Here is a 16,069-nt window from a genome sequence, read left to right as displayed (position 1 = left end):
TGCAAATCAAACCCACATAGATTGGCTTACGCCAGCTGACCGTGGCAATGCTTGTACTTTTTACCCGATCCGCACGGACATGCGGCGTTTCGTGCAACACGGCCCCATGTCGATGGATCGTTGGGGTCAACATTGCCCGATGCCGCACGCGAATGGACCGTTGCACTGTCACCACTTTCACCCGCCATGGTTTCGGGTTCCGGGTGATTTTCGTGCATTTCCTGCGGTGCGCGGCGTGGTTCAAGGTCTTCCGGGCGTGGGGTGGACTGCAATTCAACATGCGACAGCATCTGGGTCACACGTTCACGCAATGTCACCAGCATGCCTTCAAACAGGTTGAACGCCTCGCGCTTGAACTCGTTTAACGGATCGCGCTGGCCATAGGCGCGAAGACCAATGCCCTGACGCAGGTGATCAAGCGCCAGAAGATGCTCTTTCCAGGTCTGATCCAGCAGCTGAAGAACAAGGCTCTTTTCGACCTGGCGCATGATATCGGCGCCATAATTGGCAACCTTGGCTGCCATCTTGCTTTCAACCGCCTGCTCGATCCGCTCGCGCATGACTTCGACATCAATCCCTTCTTCCTTGACCCAGTCGGTCACCGGAAGATCAAGGCCAAACAGACGCGTGCATTCTTCATGCAGGCTGGCCGCTTCCCACTGTTCCGGATAAACCTTTTCCGGGCAGTATTTGGTCACGAGGTCTTCGACGACTTCGCTGCGCATGTCGGCCACATCTTCGGCAACATGCTTGGCCTGCATCAGATCGCGGCGCTGTTCATAAATGACCTTACGCTGGTCATTCATGACGTCATCAAATTTCAGCACGTTCTTACGAATGTCGAAGTTGCGCGCCTCGACCTTCTGCTGTGCCTTTTCAAGCGCCTTGTTGATCCACGGGTGATAGATCGCCTCGCCTTCCTGAAGGCCAAGCTTCTGAAGCATCCCGTCCATACGCTCGGACCCGAAAATACGCATCAGGTCATCTTCAAGCGACAGGAAGAATTTCGAACCACCCGGGTCACCCTGACGACCGGAACGGCCGCGAAGCTGGTTATCGACACGACGCGACTCATGGCGTTCGGTACCGATCACGAACAGACCACCGGCATCCAGAACCTTCTGCTGATCGGCCTTCACTTCGGCCTTGATCCGCTCGATCCCCTCGGCACGCTTTGCATCGTCGTCGATATTGGCAAGCTCGATCTCGGCACGCATTTCAACGTTGCCGCCAAGTTTGATGTCAGTCCCGCGACCGGCCATGTTGGTTGCAATCGTGATCGCGCCCGGCGCACCGGCCTGTGCCACGATGAACGCTTCGCGTTCATGCTGCTTGGCGTTCAGGACCTCGTGCGGGATTTTGCGTTCTTTCAGCAACGCGCCAAGAATTTCCGATTTTTCAATCGAAACCGTGCCGACAAGGGCCGGCTGGCCGCGCTTATGGCAATCTTCCAGAAGATCGGCAATCGCGTTCCATTTTTCCTTGGCCGTCCGATAAATTTCATCATCGGCGTCTTTACGGGCAATCGGGCGATGGGTCGGGATTTCAACAACCTGAAGGTTATAGATTTCCTCGAACTCTTCGGCTTCCGTTATTGCCGTACCGGTCATCCCCGCAAGCGTCGGGTAAAGACGGAAATAGTTCTGGAAGGTGATCGAGGCCAGAGTCTGGTTTTCGTTCTGGATCTTGACCTTTTCCTTGGCTTCCAGTGCCTGATGCAGGCCATCGGAATAACGGCGGCCTTCCATCATACGCCCCGTGAACTCGTCAATGATCACGACCTTGTCGTCCTTGACGATGTAATCGGTATCCTTCTGGAACAGCTTGTGCGCCTTCAGCGCCTGATTGACGTGGTGCACCAGATGCACGTTGGCCACGTCATAAAGCGTGCCTTCCGTCAGGATGCCCATCTGCTGCAAAAGCTGTTCGGCATTCTCGGTACCATCTTCGGTCAGGGTGACGGCGCGTGCCTTTTCATCCTTCTCGTAATCGTCCTCGGTCAGTTTCGGGATCAACGCATCAATCGCGCGATACAGCTCCGAACTGTCTTCGGCCGGGCCGGAAATGATCAGCGGGGTACGCGCTTCGTCGATCAGGATGCTGTCAACCTCATCGACGATGGCAAAGTTGAACGGGCGCTGCACCATGTCTTCAAGGCGGAACTTCATGTTATCGCGCAGATAATCAAAGCCCAGCTCGTTATTGGTGGCATAGGTAATGTCGCACGCATAGGCCGAACGACGCTGGTCATCGGTCATGCCATGCATGATCACGCCAACGCTAAGACCCAGGAAGCCGTATACCTGCCCCATCCATTCCGCGTCACGACGCGCAAGGTAATCGTTGACCGTAACAACGTGAACACCCTTGCCTTCAATCGCGTTCAGATAAACCGGAAGGGTCGAAACAAGCGTTTTACCTTCACCGGTTTTCATCTCGGCGATCTTGCCAAGTGTCAGAACCATGCCGCCCATAAGCTGGACATCGTAATGACGTTCGCCGCGCACACGCTTGGCCGCCTCGCGGACGGTGGCAAATGCATCAGGAAGAATATCCTTCAGAGTCTCGCCCTTCGACAGACGTTCGCGCAGCCAATCGGTACGGGCGCGCAGTTCGTCGTCACTAAGCTTTTCGACTTCGGGTTCCAGGGCATTGACTTGCTCGACCGTGGCCCGCAGGGCTTTGACTTCACGATCGTTAGCTGAACCGAAAATTTTCCGGGCAATTACGCCGAGCATTAAAACGTTCCTGAACAAATGAAAAAACAGTTATGGGGCAACGGCTATATACCGAGGCCCGATCACAGATAGAACCCTGTCTGCCATCTGTCAACGGAACGAACCATTATCGCTAATGTTCGGGCTGTTATGACCCCCAAAAGTCCGGGCCAAAGGGGCCGACTTGCACAACCTTTGCCTGTACTCGCGAATGTCACTTCCTTCATGCTTGAGGAAATCGCGAAAAACACGTATGATCGGTGTTCAACTTTGAATTAGAGAGCAAGTAGCTCATCTTTTTCGCGACATATCAGGGTTCAACCCCTTGCGCGAAAGAAGCCTCAGGAGGAGGAAATGGTGGATTTCTCCACGCTTAATCCCTTTCGACAGGGACAGTCTTCACTGACCGATACGCGTCAGCCGATTGCCACATCCGGGAACCCTTCGGGCAACGGTGCGACACAGACCGGCTCGAAACAGCATCCGGTTGTTGATCCTGTGGATCTGTCCGAAGATGCCGTTGCTGCACGCAATGCGGATAAAAATCTGCAACCGGCCGGTTCAAAATCCCTGACATCCGAACCGATGACCACGGATGAACTTTTCGCCAAGGCGCTCGACGCTGCCCTTGAACTGATCAAGGATGACATGGTCGAAATGTTCAAACTGGCCGGAATGGATGACAAGGAAGCCCTTGCCGCAACCAACGCGATGTTCAAGGGAATCCGCGAAATGGCTGCTGATGACGGCCAGATCGATTTCTCCTTCCAGCAGGCGATTGCCAGCCATTCGCGCACCGAAATCTCTTATGCCGGGGCGAAGGGTGCCGGTGTCGGGGTTTCCGAGTCCGCGATGATGGCAATGCAGTCCCTTGATATCAACATCAACAGCGAAACCGGCGAATTCTCGTTCAATTACGAGGCGTCCAAGGTTCAGATCGTCAGAACCGAAGCCGTTGCCATCGGCAACAGCATGGGGGCTGCGATGGGTGCGCTTGGCGCCGTCATGAATGGCCTTGGCGGCGGTAATCTGGTCGATATGCTCGGCAATCCGGCCAGTGCGGGCAATGGCGGTCTTCTGTTTGACATGGAAGGCAGCGGAGTCGCCGAATTCATCCGCGATCTGATGCTTGATACCACCGGTGCCGCACCGGCAGCCGAGGGCAAAGAAAATGCAGATGGCACCACCGAAGATGCCAGCATGCAGGACATTCTCGCCAGCCGCATGGCGAAACTCAATGCCCAGATCATGGAACAGGCAACCCTGGTCGTACGTGGTGTGACCGAAACCATGGCCGAAGACGGTTCTGGTGATCCGATGCTGAAACTGTCGGTCGACATGCTGATGCCGATGGGCCGTTTCGGACAGGATGAAAACGGTGCCACCTTCCAGTTGCCGAACGGTGAAACCGTTTCCGTAATTGACCCAAGCCAGGAACAGGACGTTCTGGCCTGACCATAGCAGCACGGGATGGGGCCGCAATTGCCGCTCCCGTCCCGCAGCCCTTCAGGAAGGAGGCGCTGAATGTTTGGACACCCGTCGTTTAATAACAGCACCCAGGGACGATCCGCCGATTTGCTGGCAACGTCCCGTCGTGTTTCGGCCACCGACATTCAGCCCGACACGCGGCAAAAACGCCCATCCCCGGAACCGCAAAATGTTCGCGAAGGACGCCGCATCATCGATCAGATCGATGAAAGCCTGCGGATCAATCTGCGCCTTGATGAAACACTCGGCGATGGTGCCCTTTCCAATCCTGTGCCTCCAACGGCAATTGAAAAACTGACCGGTGCCGTCGGCGCAACCCTTGGCGACGCGGCGACAAGAATGAACCGTGATGCTTTCATCGTACTCGCCATGCTGGGCATTCCCCCGGCCGAGGCCCGTGAAATGGCCGATGCCCTGACCAAGGGGCTTGAGGGTGATATGGTGGCTGCCGCCGGTATTGATGGCAGCCCCGCCGCCATGGCGCGTGATTTTGGTCTGGCTTTGGCCAATGGTTTTGCCGAACGCGGCAGCAGTGCGGCCTTTTCGATGGTGTCGCAAAGCATCCGTATCGATATGAAACAGATCGAAGCCCGCTTTTCCGACGCCCTTGGCAGTGGCAGCATCTCGATCAGCGAATTTCACGCCCGCGTCGAACAGATCCGCGTTGAAATCATCGGCATTACCCAGCAGGACCCGCTGATCCTTGATCTTGACGGCAACGGGATCGACATCACCAGCCTAGAAGACGGCAGGATATTTGACATCAATGGTGACGGCACGCAGGACCGAACCGCATGGATCACAGGGAATGACGCCCTGCTTGCGCTTGATCGCAACCGTGACGGCATCATTAATGATGGCACCGAATTGTTCGGCGATCAGAATGGTGCAAAAGACGGCTTTGCCGAACTTGCCAAATATGACGGCAACAAAGATGGCCGGATCGACAGCAACGATGATGTTTTTTCGTCCCTGATTCTGCTGCGCGCTGATGGTTCGACCACCAATCTAGCCGATGCCGGAATTTCCGCGATTGATCTGACTTTCATCACTCCGCTTGATCAGAAACTGGTCGGTGGTGTTCTCGCGGCAAGTGCCGGTTTTGAACGTGATGACGGCAGCACCGGCACTGTTGGCGAAGTCTTTTTTGACGTTCGTGCCTAGCTGTCATTTGCCGATCTGCGCCACAACCCATCAGGGAAGAACATTAAAGCCCCCCAATTCGCGGCTATTATGTTTTCCGCGCTACATCAGCATTTCACATTTTAGCCAGATTGCTTTGAAAAAACCGTGACACCCGAGGGGAACCCTTGTGTGTCACGAACGGATGTGATTTATCCGTGGGGTGAGGCATGGGGCAAAATCCCCCTAAAATGAAAGTCTGGAGAAAATATGCTGCGCAAAACCCTACTCGCTGCGTCACTTGCGACCGTTATGTTTGCAAGCCCGGTTATGGCTCAGGACGCTGCACCGGCCGAAGACCAGGTTCTGGCAACCGTCAATGGCGAGGAAATCCTGGAATCCGAAGTGCGCGCGACGCAACAGGGCCTGCCCCAACAGTATCGCCAGCTCCCGTTTGAAATGCTCAAGCCGATGCTTGTCGACCGCGAAATCAATCAGCGCCTGCTGATGCTTGCCGGCCAGGATGCGGGTCTTGCCGACGACGAAGAGGTCAAGAAACAGCTCGCAGCCCTTGAACGCCGTATCGTTGCCGAAACCTATCTTGAGCGCGCAATCGAAGAGAAAGTCACCGACGACGCGATCAAGGCCCATTACGACGAATTTATCAAAACCAACGAGCCGGAGCCGCAGGTTCACGCGCGTCACATCCTTCTGGAAAACGAAGAAGACGCCAAAGCCGTGATTGCCGAGCTTGATGGCGGTGCCGATTTCGTCGAACTCGCCAAGGAAAAATCAACCGGCCCATCCGCCCCGAATGGCGGCGATCTTGGTTTCTTTAACAAGGGCGACATGGTCGCACCGTTCGCCGAGGCAGCCTTCTCGATGGAGCCGGGCACCTATAGCAAAGAACCGGTTCAGACCCAGTTCGGCTGGCACGTGATCCTGGTCGAAGAGAAAAAGGACGGCGTCCAGCCGAGCCTTGAAGAAATCCGTCAGCAGATGGAAGCCGAAGTAACCCAGCAGGCCGTTCAGGACCTGATTGAGGAACTCCGATCCGATGCCGAGGTGGTGAACAACACCGAAGCCCCGGCAGCAGACGACAGCGCAGAAACCCCGAAAAACTAAGCCGTACGGCTTGACCGGTTTCAAAGCTGGGATCCAGAACGGGGTGGGCCATCGGGCTTCACCCCGTTTTTTTATCATCCAACCGTTCCAAATGCGCTACCTTTGAATTAATGGCTTGATCACGTTCAACGAAGGAAATTGAACAGATGGTTGCGACTTCGCTTTCTCCGCTGGCTCCGGCCGGTTTTCCCGATCTTCCGGCAATTTCCGGTGTCAAACTGCATACCGTAACCCTTGGCATCCGATACAAGGGCCGCCCCGATGTCCTTCTGGCCGAACTGGAACCGGGCACACAGGTCGCGGGTGTCTTCACCACCTCGACCACGGCATCGGCCGCGGTTCGCTGGGGACGCGAAGCACTCAAGGGCGGCACCGGTCGCGCATTCTTTGTCAATGCCGGCAACTCGGTTGCCTTCACCGGCAAGGCAGGCGAAAAATTCGTCGCCGACAAAGTCGAAGCCGCCGCAAAGGCACTGGGTTGCGACAAGACCGAAATCTTCACCGCCTCCACCGGTGTGATTGGCGAACCAACCACTGCAAACCGCATTACCGATGCCCTGCCCGACCTTCTGGCGAACCAATCCGGTTGGCTTGATGCCGCCAAGGCGATCATGACCACCGATACCTTCCCCAAGGGTGCATCGGCCACCGCCACCATCCATGGTGCCAAGGTCACGATTGCCGGTTTTGCCAAGGGTTCAGGCATGATCGAGCCGAACATGGCCACCATGCTGGGCTTCATCTTTACCGATGCCGCCGTGCCCCATGACCTGCTTCAGGCGCTGCTGGCCGATTGCACAAACAGGTCATTCAACGCGATTACGGTCGATAGCGATACCTCGACATCCGATACCGTCCTTCTGGCCGCAACCGGCAAGGCGGGAAATGCCACCGTTTCGGGTATTGATGATCCCGCACTGGCCGGTTTCAGAACTGCCCTTGAAGACGTGATGCGTGATCTGGCCCATCAGGTGGTGCGCGACGGCGAAGGGGCTTCGAAATTCATCACCGTCAATGTCACTGGCGCCATCAGCGAAAAAGAAGCCAAAATCACCGCCAAGGCGATTGCAAACTCCCCGCTGGTCAAAACCGCGATTGCCGGTGAAGACGCCAACTGGGGCCGTATCGTCATGGCAGTTGGTAAATGCGGCGTTCAGGCCGACCCGAACAAACTGACCGTTTCCATCGGTGGTATTGTTCTGGCGAAAAACGGCGAACGCGTTGCCGATTATGACGAAGCCCCGGTCGCTGCCCACATCAAGGGTCAGTATATCGATATCGACGTCGATCTCGGCTTTGGCGATGGCAAGGCCACCGTCTGGACCTGCGATCTGACGCATGGCTATATCTCGATCAATGCCGATTATCGCAGCTGATTGATCCAAACGACCTGAATAAATCAAAGCCGCCTTTCATGCGAAGGCGGCTTTTTTGCTGTCGGAGGTACCGGTTCTGCTCAGGAATGATCGGGCAAATGCCCGCTCAGGATCGCGCCGACATTCGCCCCCTCGAAATCAACACCGCTCAGATCCGTATCGCCAAACGCAACGCCCGAAATATTGGTCCGAATCATTTTGACATCGGCCATTTTCGGATTGGTGAAGATCGCATTGCGAATATCGGCCTTGGAAAAATCCGCGCCACTAAGGTCTGCATGCCACGTCACCCCGGTTTTGTGGCCATGGCCGTCACGCTGCTCGACCGCGCCAAACCGTGCCCCCTGGAAAATTGCCTTCTGGCAGTTCGCCCCGTTCAATCGCGCCCCGTTCAGGGTCGCACTGTTAAGCTTCGCAAGCTTGAGGTCCGCCCCGCGCAAAGATGCCATGGCAAGAATGGTATCGATAAACAATGCCCCGCGCAGGCCGCAATCGTCAAAACAGGCGGCCGAAAGGTCCAGCCCCGAAAAATCCATCCCCGAAAGATCACGCCCCGTCGCGTTAAGCGGCTTACCCTGCTGGCCACCGCTCGAAAGCCATTCACTATGCGCATTCACCAGATCGCGAATATCATCCGGCAGGGGGGCGACCGCCTTGCTGCCCAGACTGTTGGCGATATTGGCCTGCGAAAGATCCACACCGTTCAGGTCGACATTTCGAAGATTGGCCCCGCTTAAATCCGTTCCCGAAAGCACCGCATTCTGAAGCTTCGCCCCCTTGAGGTTGGCGTTCTTCATCTTGGCCCCCGAAAGATTGCAGCCCGTCAAATCCGCCCCCGCAAGATTGACGGCAAACATGTTGGCATCGCTCAGATCGGAATCCATCAGGTTCGAACCCGACATATTGGCTTCCGCCAGATTGGCCCCCACCAGCATCGATCCTTCCATATCCGCATTGGCAAGATCGGTGGCCCGTTTAACCCGGCGTTCGCGCCCGGCATCCATCACGATCATCACACCGGATCGAAGATCCGCCCCCTTGAGGTTGGCATTGCGCAACTTGGCCCGTGCCATATTCGCCCCGCGCAAATCAGCCCGCACAAAGCTTGACCCTTCAAGATCGGCTTCAACAAAATTGGTCCCGAAAAGATCGCAAAAATTGAAACTGACATCCTTGATCACGGCCTGGATAAAGTTCGATCCTGGCATGATCGCGTCATCAAGGCTGATCTTGCTCATTTTGATACGCGAAAGGTTCCCGTTGCGAAGCTGCATGCGCTTGCCGCCAGGTTGCTTCAATACATATCGCTGATGCTTTTTGATCGCTTCAATCAGCTCTGTACGTGAAACCATTTTCTAGGATCGATCCCCCGATGATCTTCTGGCCCGGAACAGTTTTGGAACGGTTACAGCTTTATGATAGCCCGGCTTCAACGCTAATTTTCTGACACAATATGACATCTTGGCATTTTCACGCCGCTTTCCAACAAGTTGATGCGATAAATCGCAAACAAACCTGCCTATCCGCACAGATACGCGGAAATCTGACACCTGTCTTGCCGCCGTTTCCCGGCAAAACCGGTTGCCTTGGGGGTAGGTTGTCCCTGACACATTCGGTGACATAATCTGTAACGTGCAAAAATTTTCGGGCACAACTTTAATTAATTGCTGTCCGATACCTTTGATCCGGCGTGCAAAATCACCAAATCCATAGTTGGCACCCAACGCCGAAATCGATGCATGGGCCCGATTAATGAATCAGATTCTGTTCGTTGACGATGACGAGAACATCTTGCACGGCCTGCGCAGGCGCCTGCGCAGCATGCGACCCGACTGGCAAATGGTCTTTGCAACCAGTGCGGCCGAAGCATTGGAACTTTCCAAAAGCATGCAGATTGATGTGATCGTATCGGACATGCGCATGCCCGGCATGGACGGGGCAACACTGCTTGGCACCCTGCAAAAAACACATCCGCATGCCACACGCATCATCCTGTCGGGCTTCGCCGAAGAAGAAGCCGTCCTCAGGACCGTCGGCCCCGCCCATCAGTATCTGGCCAAACCGTGCGAGGATTCGCTTCTGATCGAAACCATCGAAAATGCACTGGATCTTCGCGGTCTGCTTTCCCGTCCGGAATTGCGTTCGCTGGTTGCCAGCATCGATACGCTAAGCTCCCCGCCCGATACCTATCTTCGGCTGGTCAAGGCCCTCGAAGACCCGAAAATCTCGCAGGAACAGATCACCCAGATCGTTTCATCCGACATCGCGCTGACCGCCGAAGTCCTGAAACTGACCAACTCGGCCTATTTCGCCATCGCCCAGAAAATAAGTTCCGTTTCCCATGCCGTGCGGATGATCGGCACCGAAACGCTTAAGGCCCTGGCACTTTTCGTTGGCATTTTCCGCGGCTTTGACGGCCCCAAAAGCGAAGCCGACAATCTGCTGCGCCTTTGCCATCGCAGCCAGCAGATTGGCGTTACTGCCGCCCTGATTGCCGAATATGAAAAACTGCCGCGTCCTATATGTCAGGCCGTCCCCTCGACCGGAATGCTCAGCCACGTCGGCAGTCTGATCCTTTATGCCAATCGCAACAAAGAAATGACCAAGGTGATTGCAAGGGTTGAAAAAGATCATATTCCGATCGAACAGGCCGAAATTGAACAGTTCGGCGCAGGTCATCCGGAAATCGGTGCCTATCTTCTGGGATTGTGGGGCTTCCCGGCCCCGGTGGTTCAGGCGGTTGCCTATCATCACCGACCGATGGATACGCCCCATCGCGAAATGAATGTCCTGACCGCGATCTATGTCGCCCAGGACCTCACACGACAGGTTGCCGCCAACGAAACCGGCAAGAAAGTCGAAAGCCATATCGACATGGATTACCTGGCGGGTATCGGCAAGGCCGACCAGCTTGATGAATGGCACAAGATCGCACGCGTTGTAGCCGACAAATATAAAACCCTGACCCAGTAAAGACCCGCGGCCATGGAAAAAAGCAAAGTCCTATTCGTCGACGATGACAGAAACCTGCTTCACGCCCTGCAGCGCAAAATGCGCCGCAAATTCGATTTCGAAATTGCGGTTGGCGGCGAGGAAGCCCTGCGTATCCTGATGGAAGACGGCCCCTTTGCCGTCTGTATCGCCGATATGCGCATGCCCGGCATGGATGGTGTCAAACTTCTGACCGAAATCGGCCGGGTCAGCCCCGATACCGTCCGCATGATGCTGACCGGCAATGCCGATCAGCACACCGCGGTCGAGGCCATCAATCGCGGCCAGATTTTCCGGTTCTTCAGCAAACCCTGCGATGACGAGGTCCTGGAACAGGGGATCAATGATGCCATTCGCCAGCATCACCTGATCACGGCGGAACGCGATCTGCTTGAACAGACACTGGCTGGCAGCGTCAAGGTTCTGACCGATGTTCTGGCACAGCTTAACCCCCTGATATTCGGGCGTTCCATGCGGGTGAAAGCATGGTGTGACATGATTGCGCGCGATATCGGCTATCCCCAGCCGTGGGAACTTGGTCTTGCAGCCCTGCTTGCGCCGATCGGTATGGTATCGCTGCCACCTGATACCCTCGCCCGTCTGGCGATGGGCAAGGTTCTGCAACCGCTGGAACGCGATCTTTTGAAACGCACGCCTGAAGTCGGCAAGCAGCTGATCGCCAATATTCCGCGCCTGCACCATATCGGCGAAATTGTTTATCTGCAGTTCAAGAACTTCGACGGATCGGGCTTTCCGGTCGGCGACAGCCCCAAGGGCAAGGATATCCCGCTTGGCGCGCGTGTGCTGCGCATCCTCAATGATCTTGCCGAACTCAGCACCAGCGACATGCCGCTCGCCCAGAATTTCGATGAATTGCAGGAACATCCGCACCGCTATGACCCCGAACTTCTGGGTCAGATATCCGACCTTCTTGCCATTGTTGACGACTCCTACGATATCGAAGCCCACCCCAAAGGACGTGAACAGGATGTCTATCTCAAGTCGCTGCGGGTACACGACTTTCTGATGACGGATATCGAAACAGTCGAAGGCCATATCCTGCTGACCCACGGCAATCACGTTTCCGAAGTTCAGTTGCAACGCCTGCGCGTATTCCAGCAGATCCACAAATTTCGTGAACCGATCCGTATTCGCCGCGGCGGCTCCCGCCCTTCGACCAATAACTGAATAACGGAACCGCGGGCATGACAGACAAGCGGCATAACGACGATCATCTCAAGGTCATTCACCCTGCCAGAGACTCGGCGGGCACCGACGATCTTCTTGATGCGATCAATCAGCTTGATGTCAGCTCCGAGGCTCTCAAGCAGATCCATGCCCTTCTGAACGAACAGAAAAAACGTGAAACCGAAGCCAATCAGCGGCTGAAAACCATCCTTAACAGCGTGGTCGAAGGCATTCTGGTCATCGATGGTGCGGGGATGATCTGCGACTGCAACGAGTCCGCCCTTAACCTTCTGCGCGGCACGATGACCGATATGCTCGGCCTGTCGGTCGACGCCCTTTTTGTCGACCGCAAATCGACGGTGCGCCACAAACTGCTGAACCGCTGCATCAATATCAGCAGCGGCACGCTACGCTATGACTATACCGAAACCATGGGTCAACGCCTTGATGGTGATACCTTCCCGATGGAAATCACCGTAAGCCCCGCCAACTTTACCGGCGAAATGAGCTACCTGTATATTTTCCGCGATATCACGCGCCGCAAACAGGCCGAAGAATCACAGCAAAAACTCGAAGGCGAACTGCGCGAAGCCTTGAAACTCGAAGCCATCGGCCATCTGGCGGGCGGGATCGCGCATGAAATCAACACGCCCAGCCAGTATATCCGCGACAACCTGAAATTCCTCAATGACGGCTACGGGGCGCTGTCGCGCATTCTGGGGCTGGCGCTGCAAACGCTGTGGCAAAATCGTGATCGTTTGCCTGAAAACACCTTCAACAATTTTGCCCGCAAAATGCGCGATGCCGATCTGGAATTCCTGCTTGATGAAATCCCGCATGCAACCCAGCAATCCCTTGATGGCATCAATCAGGTTGCGCGTATCGTCCTGTCGATGAAGGAATTTTCCCATCCGGGCGGGGCGGAAAAAACCGCGACCGATATCAACCGGGTCCTGTCAAACGTCACCGTCATATCGCGCAATGAATGGAAACATTACGCGCAACTGGTCGAAAATTACGAACCGGAACTGCCGCATATCCCGTGCCACATCAACGAAATCAATCAGGTATTTCTCAACCTGATCGTGAATGCCGCCCAAGCAATCGACGCCGCCGGTCGATCCCCCGAAGAAGGCGAGATCAAAATCAAAACCACCTTCCTTGATGACAGTGTCCTGATCAGCATTTCCGATAACGGAACCGGCATCGCCAAGGAAAACCGATCCAAAATCTTCAACCCGTTTTTCACCACCAAGGAAGTCGGCAAAGGCACCGGTCAGGGCCTCGCCATCACCCATGACATCGTGCAGATCAAGCATGGCGGGCGCATCTGGTTTGAAACCGAAATGGGCAAAGGCACAACCTTCCATGTCCTCCTCCCGGCCGAGGATCGGACAGGCAAACCCGATACGGTCAAAAAGGCTCCCGATAAAAAGAAGAAAAATGCCTAGGATGCCGATGTATCGCGACATCTTTGAATATATTGGATTTAACAGAACTATTTCATAAGTTAGGGTCAGGCTTCTGAAAACCTCATCGGTGAAAACCCAATCCGGAGACCAATATGGCGTCGCGCCCGACCGTTCATGACGTTGCCCGCGAAGCCGGGGTTAGTCTTGCCACCGTTGACAGAGTTTTAAATGCCCGAAGCGGCGTGCGGCCGGTCACCGCGCGCAAGGTCGAAGAAGCCATGGCAAAATTGCGATATGAACGCGATATCGCCGCCGCCAACCTTTCTAAAAAGCGCTTTTACCGGTTCTGCTTTATCCTGCCCAAGGGCCCCAACACCTTCATGCGCGGTCTGGAACAGGAAGTTGGCAAAATTGCCGAACACGGGCCGCTTGATCGCATAGAAATCGAAACCATCATGGTCCGGGCCTTCGATGGCGTTGCCCTGGCAGAGGTGCTTGATGCCATTGGCCATCAGAAATTCGACGGTGTCGCCGTTGTCGCCACGGAATCGCAAGCCGTGCATCAGGCCATAGAGGGATTGCGGGAACGCAATATCCATGTCGTGACCCTGGTCAGTGACCATCCGACATCCCGGCGCGAACATTTCATCGGGATTGATAACGAAGTTGCTGGCCGGACTGCCGCCGGATTGCTTGGCCGTTTTTGCCATGCGCCATCGGGGAAAATCGCGGTCATAGCAGGCTCAATGCTACTGCGCGACCATATGGAACGGCGCAACGGCTTTGAACGGATCATCCGCAACGAATATCCGCATTTCTCGATCCTGCCTGCCATCGAAGGTCTCGATAATTCCGACCGGGTGGAACTGTTGCTGCGCGAAATGCTCGAACAAAATTCCGATATTGTCGCACTATACAGCCTGGGGGCGGGCAATCGTGGCGTTATCCGCGCTCTTGAAAAAACCGGCAAGGCCGGAAAAATCCCGGTGGTCGCCCACGAACTGACCGAACATACCCGGACCGCATTACAAAACGGCATCTTTGACGCCGTCATCAATCAGGACCCCGGCCATGAAGCCAGAAGTGCGGTGCGTGTGCTAAAGGCACTGGTTGACGGACGTCCATTCCTGAATGCACAGGAACGCATCCGCATCGATATTTTCATGCGTGACAATCTCCCCTAGAACAAAATCTGAAACAGGCACTTTTAAATTCCTCTCTTTTGAGGTACGTTCATCAAAGACGTACGTACCTCAGAAAAGCAACTGGATATCGTTTCGTCCTAAAATGCATCAACAAAAGGTTGCAAAAGCAACCTCCGGGAGGAACCAATGAAACACATGCTTGGCGCTGTCGGCATCGCCGTATGCAGTCTGTGCACCGTCGCCGCACAGGCCGATACCACCATCAATATTCTGCGCGTTGAAACCGGCGATCCGGCCCAGAAGGCATATCTGTCGACTATCGGCAAAGATTACGAAGCCAGCCACCCCGGCGTGAAAGTCAATTTCGAATATCTCGCCAACGAAGCCTATAAAAGCAAACTGCCGACCCTGCTGCAATCCGATGCTGCCCCCGACATTTTCTATAGCTGGGGCGGTCAGACGCTGGCCGATCAGGCAAAGGCAGGCTTCCTCAAAGACATATCCGGCCTGCTAAACAGCGACTTCCTTGATACCGTTCCCAAATCCGCGGTTAACGCCTATTCGGTCGACGACAAGATTTACGGCCTGCCAATCTATGCGACCGAGGTCATCTTCTGGGTCAATAAAGACCTGACCGCCAAGGCTGGCGTCGATCACACCCAGATCAAAACCTGGGATGATTTCCTCAAAGCCGTCCAGAAAATCAAGGATGCCGGCATCACCCCGATTGTCGCTGGCGGCAAGGATAAATGGCCGCTGCATTTCTACTGGGCCTATCTTGCGCTGCGCTATGGCGGGGCGGATGCGATTAACGAAGCCATGCAGGATGACGGCGAGAATTTCGAATCAGAGCCTTTCGTCAATGCGGGCCGGACCTTCCAGGAACTGGCCAAGCTCGAACCCTTCCAGTCGGGCATGATGGGCACAAGCTACGAACAGGCCAGCGGCATGTTCGGCGACGGTGCCGCGGCCTTCCACCTGATGGGGGATTGGGATTATCTGCCGTCGCGTGCGCGTTCCCAAAGTGGCAAGGGCCTGTCTGATGACCAACTGGCCATCATGCCCTTCCCGATGATCGATGGCGGCGAAGCCGGTGCCGATGCAACCTTTGGCGGCATCAATGGCTGGGCGGTTTCCCATAATGCGCCTGACGAAGCGGCTGATTTCCTGCAACACATGATCAGCGCCAAATATCAGCGCGAAGCCGCCAAGGCCGGGATCTTCATTCCGATCGTCAAGGGAACCGACGACGCAATCGATAATCCGTTCTTCCAGCAGGTCGCCCGTGATCTGACGCAATCTTCCTATCACCAGATCTTCCTTGATCAGTATCTCGGGGCGTCCGTCGGCGCCACGGTGAATGATATTTCCGCCGATCTGGCCCAGGAAGTCATCACCCCAGAAGAAGCCGCCGCACAAATTCAGGAAGCCTGGGACTTCCAGTAAGTTCTGACCCTGCATTTGGCCCTGCATTCGGGGGCGTTTGGTTCAATCCGCTTGCGGGT

The 16,069-nt window shown here is 55.4% G+C and carries 11 protein-coding genes; 9 read left to right on the top strand and 2 right to left on the bottom strand.

From position 1 onward, the window contains the following. Positions 1-26: 26 nt before the first annotated feature. A complete protein-coding gene (gene secA / locus AUP42_RS09550; protein WP_062951274.1) occupies positions 27-2,738 on the bottom strand; it encodes a preprotein translocase subunit SecA in 2,712 nt (903 codons plus the stop codon). Positions 2,739-3,071: 333 nt separating this feature from the next. Here secA and AUP42_RS09545 point away from each other — a divergent pair, with 333 nt between their 5' ends. The 4 genes from AUP42_RS09545 (at position 3,072) to argJ (ending at position 7,828) form a co-directional block, all read left to right on the top strand. Continuing rightward, on the top strand, positions 3,072-4,172 hold the full coding sequence (locus tag AUP42_RS09545) for a hypothetical protein (protein ID WP_062951272.1): 1,101 nt from the start codon (positions 3,072-3,074) through the stop codon (positions 4,170-4,172). Between the two features lie 69 nt (positions 4,173-4,241). Next, the gene (locus tag AUP42_RS09540) at positions 4,242-5,369 is read left to right on the top strand and encodes a hypothetical protein (RefSeq protein WP_062951266.1); all 1,128 of its coding nucleotides are present in this window, start codon (positions 4,242-4,244) and stop codon (positions 5,367-5,369) included. Between the two features lie 228 nt (positions 5,370-5,597). Continuing rightward, positions 5,598-6,452 (top strand): peptidylprolyl isomerase, encoded by an 855-nt coding sequence (locus AUP42_RS09535; protein ID WP_062951262.1) that lies wholly within the window; start codon positions 5,598-5,600, stop codon positions 6,450-6,452. A gap of 146 nt (positions 6,453-6,598) precedes the next feature. Further along, positions 6,599-7,828 carry a bifunctional glutamate N-acetyltransferase/amino-acid acetyltransferase ArgJ gene (gene argJ / locus AUP42_RS09530; protein WP_062951261.1) on the top strand — a complete coding sequence of 410 codons (1,230 nt, stop codon included), beginning with the start codon at positions 6,599-6,601 and terminating at the stop codon, positions 7,826-7,828. An 80-nt stretch (positions 7,829-7,908) separates the two neighbouring features. Here the strand turns inward: argJ and AUP42_RS09525 are convergent, their stop codons facing one another. Further along, complete coding sequence (locus AUP42_RS09525; protein WP_062951256.1) at positions 7,909-9,180, bottom strand: pentapeptide repeat-containing protein; 1,272 nt, start codon at positions 9,178-9,180, stop codon at positions 7,909-7,911. 400 nt (positions 9,181-9,580) lie between these two features. Here AUP42_RS09525 and AUP42_RS09520 point away from each other — a divergent pair, with 400 nt between their 5' ends. The 5 genes from AUP42_RS09520 to AUP42_RS09500 all read left to right on the top strand — a co-directional run bounded on the left by AUP42_RS09520 (position 9,581) and on the right by AUP42_RS09500 (position 16,010). Further along, positions 9,581-10,801: a response regulator gene (locus AUP42_RS09520; RefSeq protein ID WP_062951398.1), complete on the top strand. Its 1,221-nt coding sequence runs from the start codon at positions 9,581-9,583 to the stop codon at positions 10,799-10,801. Between the two features lie 12 nt (positions 10,802-10,813). Further along, positions 10,814-12,007 carry an HD domain-containing phosphohydrolase gene (locus AUP42_RS09515; RefSeq protein ID WP_062951253.1) on the top strand — a complete coding sequence of 398 codons (1,194 nt, stop codon included), beginning with the start codon at positions 10,814-10,816 and terminating at the stop codon, positions 12,005-12,007. Between the two features lie 17 nt (positions 12,008-12,024). Continuing rightward, a complete protein-coding gene (locus tag AUP42_RS09510) occupies positions 12,025-13,458 on the top strand; it encodes a two-component system sensor histidine kinase NtrB (protein WP_062951251.1) in 1,434 nt (477 codons plus the stop codon). Between the two features lie 113 nt (positions 13,459-13,571). Continuing rightward, positions 13,572-14,603 carry a LacI family DNA-binding transcriptional regulator gene (locus AUP42_RS09505; RefSeq protein ID WP_062951250.1) on the top strand — a complete coding sequence of 344 codons (1,032 nt, stop codon included), beginning with the start codon at positions 13,572-13,574 and terminating at the stop codon, positions 14,601-14,603. Between the two features lie 147 nt (positions 14,604-14,750). After that, positions 14,751-16,010, top strand: a complete 1,260-nt coding sequence (locus AUP42_RS09500; protein ID WP_062951249.1) for an ABC transporter substrate-binding protein — start codon at positions 14,751-14,753, stop codon at positions 16,008-16,010. Positions 16,011-16,069 lie beyond the last annotated feature (59 nt).

Source organism: Thalassospira lucentensis (genome assembly GCF_001613805.1).
In the GTDB taxonomy this organism is placed as follows: domain Bacteria; phylum Pseudomonadota; class Alphaproteobacteria; order Rhodospirillales; family Thalassospiraceae; genus Thalassospira; species Thalassospira lucentensis_A.
The sequence above is the reverse complement of the archived record's forward strand: the minus strand, read 5'-3'. Positions and strand labels throughout refer to the sequence as shown.

Bases quoted from the DNA above. Each gene is read 5' to 3' on its own strand.
- secA (WP_062951274.1), bottom strand. From the start codon at position 2,738: ATGCTCGGCGTAATTGCCCGGAAAATTTTCGGTTCAGCTAACGATCGT.
- AUP42_RS09545 (WP_062951272.1), top strand. From the start codon at position 3,072: ATGGTGGATTTCTCCACGCTTAATCCCTTTCGACAGGGACAGTCTTCA.
- AUP42_RS09540 (WP_062951266.1), top strand. From the start codon at position 4,242: ATGTTTGGACACCCGTCGTTTAATAACAGCACCCAGGGACGATCCGCC.
- AUP42_RS09535 (WP_062951262.1), top strand. From the start codon at position 5,598: ATGCTGCGCAAAACCCTACTCGCTGCGTCACTTGCGACCGTTATGTTT.
- argJ (WP_062951261.1), top strand. From the start codon at position 6,599: ATGGTTGCGACTTCGCTTTCTCCGCTGGCTCCGGCCGGTTTTCCCGAT.
- AUP42_RS09525 (WP_062951256.1), bottom strand. From the start codon at position 9,180: ATGGTTTCACGTACAGAGCTGATTGAAGCGATCAAAAAGCATCAGCGA.
- AUP42_RS09520 (WP_062951398.1), top strand. From the start codon at position 9,581: ATGAATCAGATTCTGTTCGTTGACGATGACGAGAACATCTTGCACGGC.
- AUP42_RS09515 (WP_062951253.1), top strand. From the start codon at position 10,814: ATGGAAAAAAGCAAAGTCCTATTCGTCGACGATGACAGAAACCTGCTT.
- AUP42_RS09510 (WP_062951251.1), top strand. From the start codon at position 12,025: ATGACAGACAAGCGGCATAACGACGATCATCTCAAGGTCATTCACCCT.
- AUP42_RS09505 (WP_062951250.1), top strand. From the start codon at position 13,572: ATGGCGTCGCGCCCGACCGTTCATGACGTTGCCCGCGAAGCCGGGGTT.
- AUP42_RS09500 (WP_062951249.1), top strand. From the start codon at position 14,751: ATGAAACACATGCTTGGCGCTGTCGGCATCGCCGTATGCAGTCTGTGC.